The following is a 13405-nucleotide window of genomic DNA, read 5'->3' on the forward strand; positions in this document are numbered from 1 at the left end:
AAAAGCATTCAACTAAGTTGAATGCTTTTTTCATATTTAAAAGTCGCCTGCTTGACTGAACATGTAATCTCGATTATGGAATTTCATGGATAAAATCATCCCAATTCCAATCATATTACCAATCAAAGCCGAACCACCTTGTGAAATAAACGGTAGCGGAATCCCCGTAAGCGGCAGTAAATCAATGCTCATACCCACATTTTCAAAAACGTGGAACAAAATCATCATGATAACCCCTGTGGATACATAAGAATAAAAAGCGTTCCGCGTATCAAAGGTTATCTTAACCATTTGAATGATTAGGTATAAATAAAGCAAGATAACCGCCACACTGCCGACAAAGCCAAATGACTCGCCAATAACGGAATAAACCATGTCTGAGCCGCGAACCGGCACATAGACGCTTAACTTACCAAAGCCATTACCAAACAGCTGTCCGGAGCCGATAGCCTGCATACTTTGCCACAACTGATAAGCACCCTTTGAGGTGTCAGTTGCCGGATTGAGCCATGACATAATCCGCTTGAATTGGTAGGCCTGGAAGAAATGGCTAAGAAAAGCCTGCCCTCCCGGTGTCGTTACCATGAAAATCACAACTGCCGCTAAAACAAACACGGCGGCAAACATCGGAGCAATAATCTTCCAAGAAATACCCGAAACTAAGGCAACACCACCAACAATGGCGATAAACACCAGCATGGTTCCGAAGTCGTTTTGTAATTTTAACAAAATCGCAATCGGTAATAACCAGCCAGCCATCTTACCAATCAGCAGCCAATCATTTTTAATCGTATGCGCAAACTTTTGGTTATGCTCATGAACGACTCGCGCCAGCATCAAGATAAATGCCGGCTTCATGACCTCTGATGGCTGGAACGAAATTGGTCCTAACTTAAACCAACTCTTAGCACCTGTATCTCCCGCAACGCCGCGATTATAGAAAAACAGGACGGCAATCAGCAAGATAATGCCGAAGCCATAAATGTACGGGGCGATGCGCAATAATTGGTCCGCGTCAAATTGCATAACAAAGACGACAATTGCAAGGGAAATGACGTACCACAGCCCTTGCATAACGACCGCTTTTATCGGACTACCCATATGACTGGGATCATCAATTGCCGCAAAATAAATCGAATACAGACCCACTAAAGCAAGTAGGATAACAGGAATAACAATATTCCACGCAATCCGGTCAAATAAATCCGTTTTATTTTCTACTTTTACCATTATTTATCACATCTATTTTTCATGTAGCGCAAAGTATGACAATAGGTCATTTACACTGCTTTCAAGTGTCTTTGCGTATAAAACATTGTTAGTTTTAACAGTAGTAGCCCGATAACGACCGGTAATCTTTTCAATTAAGCCAATTGACTTTTTGTTCGGGATAACCACTTCCCAAGTCGGGACTTCTTTGCCCTTGACTTCATTGATTTCAATATTAATATTCTCTGGTTTTTTTGACATTTTATCTCCTACTTCACATCTGGGTGAAATTTTCTTGCAATGATCTCATCCTCATACTTTTCAGGATGGGGATTACGAAAAATAGTAAAATTATCAGGAACAGGGTCAACACCGCCGCGAACAAACGGATTACACCGCAAAATGCGGCTAATGCCCATAATTAGCCCTAACAAGGGACCATGCTTTGTCAGAGCATCAATCATATAGGTTGAACACGTTGGATAGTACCGACATGTTGGCGGCAAAATTGGTGAAATCAAGTTCTGATAAATTTTAACTAAAAAAATCAAAATCTTACGCAAGTTAACTTCCCCCGCGAATTAATGACGTTGGTGCTTTTCAATATTTTTAAGCAAGGTACCTGTCCCCAAGGCAACAGCTTCTAATGGGTGGTCAGCTGTCAAAACAGGAACTTTCAAATAGTATGAAATCAGCTTATCAATGTTCTTGAGCAATGCCCCACCACCAGTAAGCATAATTCCGCGGTCAATAATATCAGCGGATAACTCTGGCGGGGTCTTCTCCAAAACCTCTTTGGTTGAGGCAATAATCGTCATCAGACCATCTTGCAGTGCTTCCTGAATTTCAGGTGCAGAAACAGTTACCTGCTTAGGCAAGCCATCGACCATATCCCGGCCACGCACCGTAATGGTCTCATCTTTATCCGGCTCAAATGCACTACCAATTTCAATCTTAATCTGTTCAGCAGTCCGAGAACCAATTAGTAAATTATGCTTATTCTTAATGTAAGACACAACTGCTTGGTTCATATGATCGCCGGCATAACGCAAAGATTGGCTGGTAACAATTTCACCCATTGACAGAACAGCAATATCAGTTGTTCCCCCACCAATATCAATCACAATATTACCTTGCGGCTTAAAAATATCTAAACCAGCACCGACAGCAGCAACCTTCGGCTCAAAATCAAGGTAGACTTTACCGCCACCAGATTTTTCTGCTGCCTGAATAATTGCTTTCTGCTCAATTGAAGTTACACCAGTTGGCGCACAAATCAAAATATTTGGCTTGGACATGAAGCCTTTTACGTTTAATTTTTCAATAAAGTACGATAGCATCGCTTCGGTAATGTCAAAGTCGGCAATTACCCCATTTTTAAGTGGACGAATAACCCGAATGTTGCCCGGAGTCCGGCCAACCATCTTATATGCTTCGGTTCCCACTGCTACCACTTTGTTTGTACTTGTGTTGACAGCAACTACTGATGGCTCATTTAACACAATCCCCTTGCCGGAGACGTTGATAAGCACATTGGCTGTCCCTAAATCGATTCCTATATCTCGTGCCACGATAATCCTCCATAAATATTCATTGTTCATTTTACCATAAAGAAAACAGCTTTTCCTTTGACTTTTACCTTTTTACCAAGTCTTAAAAGAAATTGCTTAATTGCAATGACGTATCAATCAGGGTCACAAAAAAATTGCCGACTAAAAAGCCAAGTCCAATTGCCGCAAAAATCAGCAATAGTTGCGCCTCAAAGGTTCTGCCCTTGCGGATAATCTTTTCAATACGGATACTTTTCATGATTTGAAAGGATAAACCAATGGTAATCAGGTAGATTACAATGCTGATTAAGGCATGAACTCCAAGTTGAAACATTCTACTTCTCGCTTTTCTTTATTAACAAAAAACGGATACACTCTCGTGCATCCGTTTAAAACTCATATTACTAATTATCAGAATTGTAAACACTAATCCGGTTTACAGCTCGTTTTAACGCAACCTGAGCTCTCTGTAATGAACGTTGATCATGCTGTGCCTTTGCTTCTTCCATGCGCTTTTGTGCTCGATCACGAGCAGCTTGTGCCCGTGAAACATCAATGTTTTGGGCACGTTCAGCACTGTCAGCAATAATTGTAGCAACGTTATCTGAAAATTCAAAATAACCGCCACTTACAGCAATATGATTAACAGCCTCGTTCATTTCTTGACTACGCTTGACCTTAACTTCGCCAATTGTCAGCGGAGTTAATATTGGCAAGTGATTGTACATGATTGAACGTTGACCATCAATTGCCCGCATTTCCACAATACTGGAATGATGCGAATAGATCACGCCATCAGGAGTGACAACATTTACCAAAAAAAGTTTCTCTGGATCTGCCATTTGACATCACCCTACTTTTCTAATAATGCTTTTGCAGCTGGGTCGCTAGCTGTAACACCCATCTCTTGTGCCTTTTTAAGGACATCCTCGATTGGACCAACACTACGGAAAGCATCTTCAGGTAAGTCATCAAGGTGACCGTCTAAAATCATCTTAAAGCCCTTGATTGTATCCTTAATTGGTACATAAGAACCGGGAACACCCGTAAATTGTTCGGCAACAAAGAAGTTTTGTGACAAGAAGAATTGGATCTTCCGTGCCCGGCTAACGATTACTTTTTCTTCATCGGATAATTCGTCCATTCCCAAAACGGAAATAATATCTTGCAATTCGTGGTAACGTTGCAAAATATGCTGTACCCCAGTAGCAACTTCGTAGTGTTCCTTACCAACAATTTCCGGATCCAAAGCACTAGAAGTTGATTCAAGTGGGTCAACGGCTGGATATATACCTTGCTCAACTAAGCTACGTTCCAAGTTGGTCGTAGCATCCAAGTGAGCAAAAGTCGTAGCTGGAGCTGGGTCGGTATAGTCATCGGCTGGCACATAAACGGCTTGAATTGAAGTAATTGAACCCTTCGTTGTTGAAGTAATTCTTTCCTGCAATTGACCCATTTCTGTCGCCAAAGTTGGCTGGTAACCAACGGCACTTGGCATCCGACCAAGCAAAGCTGAAACTTCTGAACCAGCCTGAGTAAACCGGAAAATGTTATCAATAAAGAGCAAAACATCTTGTCCTTCAACATCTCTGAAGTACTCAGCTAAAGTCAAACCAGTCAGAGCAACCCGCATTCTGGCACCAGGCGGCTCATTCATCTGACCAAAGACCATGGCAGTTTTACTTAAAACGCCGGAAGCCTTCATTTCAAAGTAAAGGTCGTTACCTTCACGAGTTCTTTCACCAACACCAGTAAACACAGAAATACCACCGTGTTCTTGTGCAATGTTGTGAATTAGCTCCTGAATAATGGTGGTCTTACCAACACCGGCACCACCAAACAGACCAACTTTACCTCCTCGAACGTAAGGTTCAAGCAAGTCAATAACTTTAATTCCTGTTTCAAGAATTTCCTGACTAGTTGTCAGTTCAGCATACTTAGGAGCTTCCCTGTGGATGCTGTTGCGCGGATGATCCTTACTAAATTCAGGACCATTATCAATCGGATTGCCCAAAACGTTGAACACACGACCCAAAGTATCATTACCAACTGGTACTGAAATTGGACCGCCTGTGTCTTCAACCTTCATCCCGCGTCTGAGACCATTAGTAGATTCCATGGCAATTGTTCTTAAGACACCATCACCAAGCTCAAGTGTAACTTCAAGGACAACAGAAGTATCTTCTGATATGACTACGCGCAAAGCGTTGTTAATATCAGGTAGGTTTTTATCAAGTGGAAATTTAACATCGACTACTGGGCCGATTACTTGAACAACTTCACCTTCGCTCAAAACATCTACCTCCTTTTCTCTATTTATTTCAAAGCTTCCGCACCACTGACAATTTCAGTAATTTCAGTAGTGATTTCAGCTTGTCTTGCACGGTTTAATTTAGTAGTTAAATTAGATACCAAGTCGTTAACATTGTCTGTCGCACTCTGCATTGCCGTCATTGAACTGGCATGTTCAGCAGTCTTGGCATCCAAAATAGCACCATAAATTGTTGAACGCGCATATTGCGGCACTAAAGTTGTCAAGACAGTATTAATGTCTGGCTTAATATCATATTCTAAATCTTTATGTACTTCAGCTTCCTCAACGCCGATATCAATATCAACGATTGGCAGCATTTTTTCAACCCGAAATGCAGATGACAGTGAGTTAATATGGTGGGTGTAGCAAACGTACAGCTCATCATAAACCCCATTTAAGTACATCTTGATTGCGGTTGAAACAATTGGTAAAACCTCATCAAAAGTTGGCACATCAGAGATTGCATCATTTTCATAAACAACGTTAAGGTTGTTTTTCTTGAAAAAGTCAGCACCTACTGAACCAACAGCTAAGATTTTGATATCTTTGCTTTCAGCTTTAGCGTCTTCGACTAAGCCCATCATATTCTTAATGACAGCACTATTGTATGAGCCAACAAGTCCGCGGTCACCAGTTATTACCAAATAACCAGTTGACTTAATTTCCTTGCGCTCTTGTACCATATCGGAGACAATTCCAAGGCCAAAAACATTTTCATAATCAACCTTGCTGATGGTATCCTCGTCAGCGTTTGCCATTTCTTTATGCAAATGATTAACGACTTGGGTACTCATCAACCGCGACAAAGTCTGCCGCACGTGATCGTTATAAATAGTATAACCTTGATCGCGTTTTTCAGTTTGATTTAACTTTGATGCGGAAACCATTCTCATAGCTTCCGTAATTTTACCAGTTTGCTTAACTGAAGCAATTTTTTTCTTCAACTCAAGTAAAGATGCAGGCATAAGCTACCTCCTATTTATTACTTGGTGAAAAACTATCAGCGAATTTGCTAATTGCAGCTTGTAATTCTTTTTCATCTGGTAATTCACCAGTTTCGCGAATTTGTTTTAACAGATCAGCATGAGAACTATCAAAGTTATCGTACATTTCCTTTTCAAACCGCGCAATGTCTTCAACTGGAACTGAATCCAAATAACCATGCGTTAAGGCATAAAGAATTAAAACTTGCTTTTCAACTGGAATCGGATCATGCAAAGGTTGTTTCAAAACTTCAACAACCCGACGACCACGATTTAATTTAGCTTGGGTAGCTTGATCCAAGTCACTACCAAATTGAGCAAAACTTTCTAATTCGTGGAAGGCAGCTAAGTCAGTACGCAAAGTACCAGCTACCTTCTTCATTGCTTTAATCTGCGCACTACCACCAACACGAGAAACTGAGTTTCCGGCATCAATCGCTGGTCTAGTTCCGGCAAAGAACAAATCACTTTGCAAGAAAATCTGACCATCAGTAATTGAAATTACGTTAGTTGGGATATATGCAGAAATATCACCGGCTTCAGTTTGGATAAATGGCAAAGCAGTCATTGAACCGCCGCCTAATTTATCACTTAACTTAGCACTACGCTCTAGTAAACGTGAGTGCAAGTAGAAAACATCACCAGGATATGCTTCACGACCAGGCGGACGACGGAGAAGCAAGGAGAGTTCACGGTAAGCAACGGCTTGTTTGGATAGATCGTCGAAGACAATCAATACATCCTTACCGTTGTACATAAATTCCTCACCCATCGCGGTACCAGCATAAGGTGCGATGTACAGCATCGGTGCTGGTTCACTAGGTCCAGCTTCAACCACAATAGTATAATCCATTGCGCCGAAGCGTTTTAAAGTTTCTACTTCAGTTCTAACAGTTGACTCTTTTTGACCAATGAAGACATAAATACAAATAACATCTTGCCCTTTTTGGTTCAAAATGGTGTCAATTGCCAAACTAGTTTTACCAGTCTTACGGTCACCAATGATTAACTCACGCTGACCACGACCAATTGGTACCAATGCATCAATCGCCTTAATACCAGTTTGCAATGGTTGGTTAACTGACTGACGCTCCATAACACCTGGAGCATTTGATTCGATTGGACGTGTCTTATCAGTCTTGATGTCACCTAAACCATCGACTGGTTGACCCAATGGGTTAACAACCCGGCCGATTAATGCATCACCAACTGGAACACGCATGATTTGACCAGTTCTCTTGACCTGATCGCCTTCACGAATGTCATCAAAATTACCCAAAATAATGATACCAACATCGTTGGATTCAAGGTTTTGCGCAATTCCGTAAGAACCATTGTCAAATTCCAACAGCTCATTAGCCAAAACATTGTTTAGTCCGTGAGCCCGGGCGATACCATCACCTATGTAAGTTACAACCCCGACTTCATCAATATCGAGTTTGTCATCATAGTGTTCAAGTTGCTGCTTGATTAAAGAGCTAATTTCTTCTGCTTTAATGCTCAATGGTTTCACCTCTTTTAATCTTTATTTATTAACTGAACGCGAATTTTTTTCAGCTTGTTTTTAATGGAACCGTCAATTAAACGGTCACCAATGCGTAAGATTACACCGCCCAAGATGCTTTCGTCTACTTCATTCTTAAGACGAACATCTTTTAAGCCGTATTTTTGCGCATAACTATTACTCAAAGCAGCTAGTTGCGCATCATCAAGCTTAACTGCAGTAATTGCAGTTCCTGACGTAATCTTTTTTGCCTGATCGTACAAGTCATTAAACTCATCAATAATATCAGGCAAGTCCGCAAAACGATCATATTCTAATAGAAAGTTCAAAAAGTTTTGCACTTCAGCATTCAAACCTTGTTCAATAACTGAAAGTGAGGCCTTTTTTTCATCACTATTAAAAATCGGATCACTAAAAACATTCAAGATCTGCGGATTAACAGAAACAGCTTGTGCCAATTCCTGTAAATCCGCATGAACAGCATCCAAAGAATTCATATCCTGCGCGTAGCCGAACAGTGCTGTTCCATAACGTGCAGCTATTTCTTCTCTACTTAAGGCCATTATTCATTCAGCCCCTTAATGAATTGATCGACTAAATCTTTTTGGTCAGCAGCAGATAAATTTTTAGCAATTACCTTTTCAGCAATTGCTACCGAAATATCTGCAACTTGCCCACGCGCTTCATTCAAAGCATCAGCCTTTGCCTGAGCAGCATCAGCTTTTGCCTTATCGTGAATTGAAGCAGCATCAGTATTGGCATCAGCCACAATCTTGCTGCTTGTCTTTTGCGCGTTAGCCTTGGCATCAGAGAGAATCTGAGTTGCCTCTTGTCTTGAATTCTTCAAGGCAGCTTCACGTTCATTAGCTAAAACTTCAGCTTTTTTACGATCGCTTGCAGCCGAATCCAAATCATTAATTACCTTTTGGCGCCGTTTTTCCATCATGTCGGAGACTGGTCCCCAAGCATAATGCTTAACCAACACTAGCAAAATTGCAAAAACAATTAAATACCAAAGGGTATTGCCAAGATAAATATGACCTGAGGCTGCAAATAAAGTTTGAAATGTCATTTACTGCCCTTCTCTCTTTTTCAACCTAAATCTTTTTAGTAAAAATTAAAGGAAGAGAATCAGGAATGCAACAACGACTGCCAAGATAGGAACGGCTTCGATCAAACCAACACCGATAAACATAGTTGATCTCAAGTTGCCGGCACTTTCTGGTTGGCGAGCCATGCTTTCAATAGTCTTTGAAATAACTTTTCCGTTACCCCAAGAAGCAGCTAAAGCAGCGATTCCGGCTGCAATTGCTGCAGCAATATATTTAAAACCTTGTGACATATTTTAACCTCCAAAAAATTATTCCTTTGTAACCTTTTTTCCAATGTAAACCATCGACAAAGTTACGAAAACATATGCTTGGATAGAGCCAATGAAGACAGAGAAACCTTGCCAAATCATTGCAAGCGGCGCAGCTAAGACTAACGTAGAAATACCAAAGCTTGGAGCTAAACTATTTCCAATTAACGTTAACAGAACTTCACCAGCATAGATATTACCGTATAAACGCAAAGACAACGTCAAAAAGTTAGTAATTTCCTCAATCATATTGATTGGGAACAAAAAACCAACTGGTGCTGCGTAATTGCGCCAATATCCACCAACGCCGAACTTTTGTATTCCAAACGTAAATGATAGAAGCAAGGTCATCATTGCAAACGACATTGTCGTCACTGGGTCAGCTGTTGGCGACTTGACAAACATATAGTCGCCAGCTTTGACTTCCAAAAACAGACCAAGCATGTTCATAAACCAGATAAAGAGAAACAAAACGAAAGCATAAAGTGATAAATGCTTCTGCGCATCTTGATCTTCGACATTATCTTTAACAATGTTATCTGTAAAATCAAGTAGATACTCTATCGCATTTTGCTTTTTGTTTGGTTTCATTTCAACTTTACGTGAAAGCCAAATACAGACAAATAAAATCACGGCTGCCATTAAAGTTGAGCCAATGATCCCAGTAAGATCAAAGTTTAAGCCCAAAAATTTAAAAACAAATGATTTCTCCATTACTTCGCGGACCTCCCTTCCTGTGCTCAATTATCGAACACTCATACAATATTAACACCAAACAATAATTTTGTGAAAAATTGTAAGCGAATTCTATAATTAATTTACCGAATGCGGATTATTTGGTCCCAAACAGCCGATCACCAGCATCACCAAGACCTGGGAAAATGTAGCCATTTGACAATAATTCTTCATCCTCAGCTGCAGCATAAATATCAACGTCTGGGTTTTCTTCTTGAATTGCCTTAACACCTTCTGGTGCAGCAACCAAAACAGCTAGGCGAATATCTTTAACGCCGCGCTTCTTCAAGGCGCCAATTGCCATGTTAGCTGAGCCACCAGTTGCAAGCATTGGGTCAACAATCAAGCATTCACGTTCTGCAATATCCTTTGGCATCTTGCAGAAGTATTCGTGCGGCTTCAAAGTTTCTTCATCACGGTACATCCCAATGACACCGACTTTAGCTGACGGAATCATTTCCATCACACCATTTAACATTCCCATACCAGCACGTAAGATTGGCACAATGGTCAACTTTTTACCAGCAATTTCTTTTTGAGTGGTTTTACCAATTGGTGTCTCAATCTCAACATCCTTGAGTGGCAAATCTCTGGTGATTTCATAAGTCATGAGACCACCAATTTCACCAACAATGCGGCGAAATTCATTGGAACTCGTTTCCTTACGTCTGATAATGGTTAATTTGTGTTGAATCAATGGGTGATCCAAAACTGTAAATTTGCCCATAATTTCCTCCTAAAAATATAAATTATACTTAACAAGTATTTTAATCAAAAAAGTAACGGGTTTAAAGTCATTTGCAGGTATTTTTTATTTTGCTTGATAATGGTGCCCCGCAGCAGCCTTATTTAGCCGGTTCATGTAAGCCAAAGTAGCTTCACTGCCGCTAAAACCTTGAACAAAAATCTGCTTAATATTCTTTTTATCGTCAAAATAGCGCAAACCGCCAAATAATTGATGGTCAGCATCAGTTAAATTCTGTCCCAAACTAAATTTGTTTTCTTCTGGCATTGTAATTTTGGCTAATTCAGAATCAAGTGCCATCACGCCAGTTGTTTCATCAAAATTAATCTGCGCGAAATCTTTGGCATCATCAACGACTGTCACAGATGCGGCTGGTGCATAATGGCGGTACTTCATTCCCGGAGCCTTTGGTACATCCTTGTCGCTTACCTTGCCAGTGTTAATTAATACTTCTTCACCTAGAACTGTGCTTAATTCTTCTGGAGTAATTTCACCCGGACGCAAAACAACTGGAGTTGCAACCGACAGGTCAATAATTGTTGATTCTAGACCTACTCTGGTCGCACCACCGTCAATAATACCGGCGATTTTACCCTTAAGGTCATGATACACATGTTGCGCCGTTGTCGGGCTAGGCTTAGTTGAGGTATTAGCTGACGGGCCAACAATTGGGTAACCCAATTTGGCAATTAAATCATGCGTCAATGGGTCATCCGGGCAGCGAAAAGCGACTGTATCAAGACCGCCAGTAACAGCACTAGGTAAACTCCCTGGCTTAACAAATAACAAAATAGTTAATGGACCCGGCCAGAAGTGCTTAATTAACTTTTGGGCACGTTCTGGTACTTCCTTAGCATACTTTGCCATCATTTCAGCATCCGAAACCGTCACAATTAATGGATTATCACTCGGCCGGCCCTTAGCAGCATAAACACCCTTAACCGACTTTTCGTTAGTGGCAATTGCCCCAAGACCATAAACCGTTTCTGTTGGAAAAGCGACTAATTCACCCGCAGCCAGCAATTTGACGGCATCATCAATTTGTCCTTCTGAAAAAATTTTCGTTTCCATCTACTTATTCCACTTTCCATAAACCATGCGTGGCTTACCTGCCATGTCATTTTTAAATTCAACCGTAAAGTCCGGCAGTTCCTTGGCAAATAAGTCACTTAACTGCTCTTGTTCACTAAAACCATACTCCAAGAAGAACTCGCCATGACTATTCAAATGCTCACGAACTTGTTTGGCAAATTTCTGGTAAAAGTCTAAGCCATTTTTGCCACCAAATAAAGCCTCTTTAGGTTCATTCTGCAAGACGTTTTGGTCCATGACATTTTTTTCTGTTTCCTTAATATAAGGCGGATTAGAAATAATCTTGTCAAATTTTTCTAGGCCAATTAACACGTTAGCCTTCCGAACCGTCACATCAAGGTCATAGGTTACAAAGTTCTCTTCGCTTGTCCGCAATGCCGCATCTGTAACATCAGAAGCATATAAATCTAGATCAGTAATTCCCTGTTTAGCTGCTTCTTTAGCCAAGGCAACAGTAATGCAGCCGGAACCTGTACCCAAATCCAAAACTTTGTCACCTGACTTTAGATGCGTTAGCGCCCAATTAACCAATTCTTCAGTTTCAAAGCGGGGAATTAAAACCCCACGCTGAACCATAATCTTATAGCCGTAAAACCAAGAATAACCCAAAATATATTGCGGTGACACTCCCTTAGCTAATTTGTTAACGTCCTTTTGTGCCTGCTTTAATTGCTCCGACGTTAATTCTAAATCTTGCTTTAAAGCAAATTCACTGGGCGTTAAATTTAACCGTTCAGCCAATAAGTATTCGACATCTTCAGGACGCGCCTCTGGTGCAGTTTCAGTCGCCCAAATTTGTAAATCTTTCAGTGTTGTTAGTTTAGGCATTTTGATCGGCCAACTCCTCTAACTGCTTAGTTTGGTTATACAAAATTAATGCATCAATAATTTCATCCATTTCACCGTTCATCACCCGGTCAAGCTTGTTTAGTGTAAAGCCAATTCGGTGGTCGGTTACCCGGTTTTGCGGATAATTATAAGTCCGAATCCGTTCTGAACGGTCACCAGTACCAACAGCATTCTTTCTTTTAGCATCATATTGGTCACGGTTTTGACTTTCATAATAGTCGTAAACCCGTGACTTCAAAATTTGCATTGCCTTTTCCCGGTTCTGCTGCTGACTACGCTGATCCTGCATCGCAACCACAATTCCAGTTGGCAGGTGCGTCATCCGCACGGCACTGGAGGTCTTGTTAATGTGCTGGCCACCGGCACCGCTTGAACGGTAAACATCAACCCTAATATCTTTAGGATCAAGATCCAAATCAACCTGTTCATATTCAGGCATAACGGCAACAGTTGCGGTTGAGGTGTGCACCCGACCTTGTGATTCGGTTACCGGTACTCGTTGTACCCGGTGAGCACCATTTTCGTACTTGAGCTTAGAATAAACCTTGTCACCAGTAATCATAATGGCAATTCGCTTATAACCACCAACTTCTGTTGGTTCACTATCAACGACTGATACCTGCCAATTTTGCCGTTCAGCGTATTTTTCATACATTCTAAGCAAATCACCAGCAAATAAGGAGGCTTCATCCCCACCAGCAGCACCACGAATTTCCATGATAATATCCTTATCATCGTTAGGGTCTTTTGGCAGCATTAAGATCTTAATTTGGTCTTCCAATTCACCGATTTCTTGTTCAAGATCGTGATTTTCTTCCTTAGCCATTTCAACTAAGTCGCTGTCACTTTCGCTTGAAATAATTTCCTTGTTATCGGCAATTTCTTGCTTATCTGCCTTATATTTTTGATACTTTTCAACTACATCACGCAAATCTGCCTCTTCTTTTGAGATTTCCATGTAGCGCTTAGTATCATTGATGACTTCTGGATCAGCCATCATTTCTTGAAGCTCTTCATAATGGGCTACTAGACCCTCGAGCTGTGCCATAACTTTATCCATACTT

General features: G+C 40.9%; 17 protein-coding genes. All 17 read right to left on the reverse strand.

The window, feature by feature from the left end:
* Window positions 1-36: 36 nt before the first annotated feature.
* On the reverse strand, window positions 37-1230 hold the full coding sequence (locus PT278_RS01950; RefSeq protein WP_277129771.1) for an FtsW/RodA/SpoVE family cell cycle protein: 1194 nt from the start codon (window positions 1228-1230) through the stop codon (window positions 37-39).
* Window positions 1231-1242: 12 nt separating this feature from the next.
* A complete protein-coding gene (locus PT278_RS01955) occupies window positions 1243-1470 on the reverse strand; it encodes a DUF2969 domain-containing protein (protein ID WP_277129772.1) in 228 nt (75 codons plus the stop codon).
* Window positions 1471-1478: 8 nt separating this feature from the next.
* Complete coding sequence (gene yidD / locus PT278_RS01960) at window positions 1479-1772, reverse strand: membrane protein insertion efficiency factor YidD (RefSeq protein WP_277129773.1); 294 nt, start codon at window positions 1770-1772, stop codon at window positions 1479-1481.
* Between the two features lie 18 nt (window positions 1773-1790).
* Entirely contained in the window at window positions 1791-2780 is a 990-nt protein-coding gene (locus PT278_RS01965) for a rod shape-determining protein (protein ID WP_277129774.1), read from the reverse strand.
* Between the two features lie 82 nt (window positions 2781-2862).
* Window positions 2863-3093, reverse strand: a complete 231-nt coding sequence (locus PT278_RS01970) for a DUF1146 family protein (RefSeq protein WP_277129775.1) — start codon at window positions 3091-3093, stop codon at window positions 2863-2865.
* A 70-nt stretch (window positions 3094-3163) separates the two neighbouring features.
* A complete protein-coding gene (locus PT278_RS01975) occupies window positions 3164-3601 on the reverse strand; it encodes a F0F1 ATP synthase subunit epsilon (RefSeq protein ID WP_277129776.1) in 438 nt (145 codons plus the stop codon).
* Between the two features lie 11 nt (window positions 3602-3612).
* Window positions 3613-5052: a F0F1 ATP synthase subunit beta gene (gene atpD / locus PT278_RS01980; protein ID WP_277129777.1), complete on the reverse strand. Its 1440-nt coding sequence runs from the start codon at window positions 5050-5052 to the stop codon at window positions 3613-3615.
* Window positions 5053-5075: 23 nt separating this feature from the next.
* Window positions 5076-6038 carry a F0F1 ATP synthase subunit gamma gene (locus PT278_RS01985; protein WP_277129778.1) on the reverse strand — a complete coding sequence of 321 codons (963 nt, stop codon included), beginning with the start codon at window positions 6036-6038 and terminating at the stop codon, window positions 5076-5078.
* Between the two features lie 10 nt (window positions 6039-6048).
* The gene (gene atpA / locus PT278_RS01990; RefSeq protein ID WP_277129779.1) at window positions 6049-7560 is read right to left on the reverse strand and encodes a F0F1 ATP synthase subunit alpha; all 1512 of its coding nucleotides are present in this window, start codon (window positions 7558-7560) and stop codon (window positions 6049-6051) included.
* A gap of 14 nt (window positions 7561-7574) precedes the next feature.
* On the reverse strand, window positions 7575-8123 hold the full coding sequence (locus PT278_RS01995) for a F0F1 ATP synthase subunit delta (RefSeq protein ID WP_277129780.1): 549 nt from the start codon (window positions 8121-8123) through the stop codon (window positions 7575-7577).
* Window positions 8123-8632 carry a F0F1 ATP synthase subunit B gene (atpF, locus tag PT278_RS02000; protein WP_277129781.1) on the reverse strand — a complete coding sequence of 170 codons (510 nt, stop codon included), beginning with the start codon at window positions 8630-8632 and terminating at the stop codon, window positions 8123-8125. Before atpF ends, PT278_RS01995 begins: the two co-directional genes overlap by 1 nt.
* A 45-nt stretch (window positions 8633-8677) precedes the next feature.
* A complete protein-coding gene (atpE, locus tag PT278_RS02005) occupies window positions 8678-8902 on the reverse strand; it encodes a F0F1 ATP synthase subunit C (protein WP_277129782.1) in 225 nt (74 codons plus the stop codon).
* 18 nt (window positions 8903-8920) lie between these two features.
* Window positions 8921-9634 carry a F0F1 ATP synthase subunit A gene (atpB, locus tag PT278_RS02010; RefSeq protein WP_277129784.1) on the reverse strand — a complete coding sequence of 238 codons (714 nt, stop codon included), beginning with the start codon at window positions 9632-9634 and terminating at the stop codon, window positions 8921-8923.
* Between the two features lie 118 nt (window positions 9635-9752).
* A complete protein-coding gene (upp, locus tag PT278_RS02015; RefSeq protein ID WP_277129785.1) occupies window positions 9753-10382 on the reverse strand; it encodes a uracil phosphoribosyltransferase in 630 nt (209 codons plus the stop codon).
* A gap of 84 nt (window positions 10383-10466) precedes the next feature.
* A complete protein-coding gene (locus PT278_RS02020) occupies window positions 10467-11471 on the reverse strand; it encodes an L-threonylcarbamoyladenylate synthase (RefSeq protein ID WP_277129786.1) in 1005 nt (334 codons plus the stop codon).
* Entirely contained in the window at window positions 11472-12320 is an 849-nt protein-coding gene (gene prmC / locus PT278_RS02025) for a peptide chain release factor N(5)-glutamine methyltransferase (protein WP_277129787.1), read from the reverse strand.
* Complete coding sequence (prfA, locus tag PT278_RS02030) at window positions 12313-13401, reverse strand: peptide chain release factor 1 (protein ID WP_277129788.1); 1089 nt, start codon at window positions 13399-13401, stop codon at window positions 12313-12315. The genes prmC and prfA overlap by 8 nt, the downstream gene beginning before the upstream one ends.
* Window positions 13402-13405: the final 4 nt, after the last annotated feature.

The organism is Lactobacillus sp. ESL0703 (assembly GCF_029433435.1).
Classification (GTDB): Bacteria; Bacillota; Bacilli; order Lactobacillales; family Lactobacillaceae; genus Lactobacillus.

Coding starts and splice junctions, on each gene's coding strand:
- PT278_RS01950 (WP_277129771.1), bottom strand. CDS start 1,230: ATGGTAAAAGTAGAAAATAAAACGGATTTATTTGACCGGATTGCGTGG.
- PT278_RS01955 (WP_277129772.1), bottom strand. CDS start 1,470: ATGTCAAAAAAACCAGAGAATATTAATATTGAAATCAATGAAGTCAAG.
- PT278_RS01970 (WP_277129775.1), bottom strand. CDS start 3,093: ATGTTTCAACTTGGAGTTCATGCCTTAATCAGCATTGTAATCTACCTG.
- PT278_RS01975 (WP_277129776.1), bottom strand. CDS start 3,601: ATGGCAGATCCAGAGAAACTTTTTTTGGTAAATGTTGTCACTCCTGAT.
- PT278_RS01985 (WP_277129778.1), bottom strand. CDS start 6,038: ATGCCTGCATCTTTACTTGAGTTGAAGAAAAAAATTGCTTCAGTTAAG.
- PT278_RS01995 (WP_277129780.1), bottom strand. CDS start 8,123: ATGGCCTTAAGTAGAGAAGAAATAGCTGCACGTTATGGAACAGCACTG.
- atpF (WP_277129781.1), bottom strand. CDS start 8,632: ATGACATTTCAAACTTTATTTGCAGCCTCAGGTCATATTTATCTTGGC.
- atpE (WP_277129782.1), bottom strand. CDS start 8,902: ATGTCACAAGGTTTTAAATATATTGCTGCAGCAATTGCAGCCGGAATC.
- atpB (WP_277129784.1), bottom strand. CDS start 9,634: ATGGAGAAATCATTTGTTTTTAAATTTTTGGGCTTAAACTTTGATCTT.
- upp (WP_277129785.1), bottom strand. CDS start 10,382: ATGGGCAAATTTACAGTTTTGGATCACCCATTGATTCAACACAAATTA.
- PT278_RS02020 (WP_277129786.1), bottom strand. CDS start 11,471: ATGGAAACGAAAATTTTTTCAGAAGGACAAATTGATGATGCCGTCAAA.
- prmC (WP_277129787.1), bottom strand. CDS start 12,320: ATGCCTAAACTAACAACACTGAAAGATTTACAAATTTGGGCGACTGAA.
- prfA (WP_277129788.1), bottom strand. CDS start 13,401: ATGGATAAAGTTATGGCACAGCTCGAGGGTCTAGTAGCCCATTATGAA.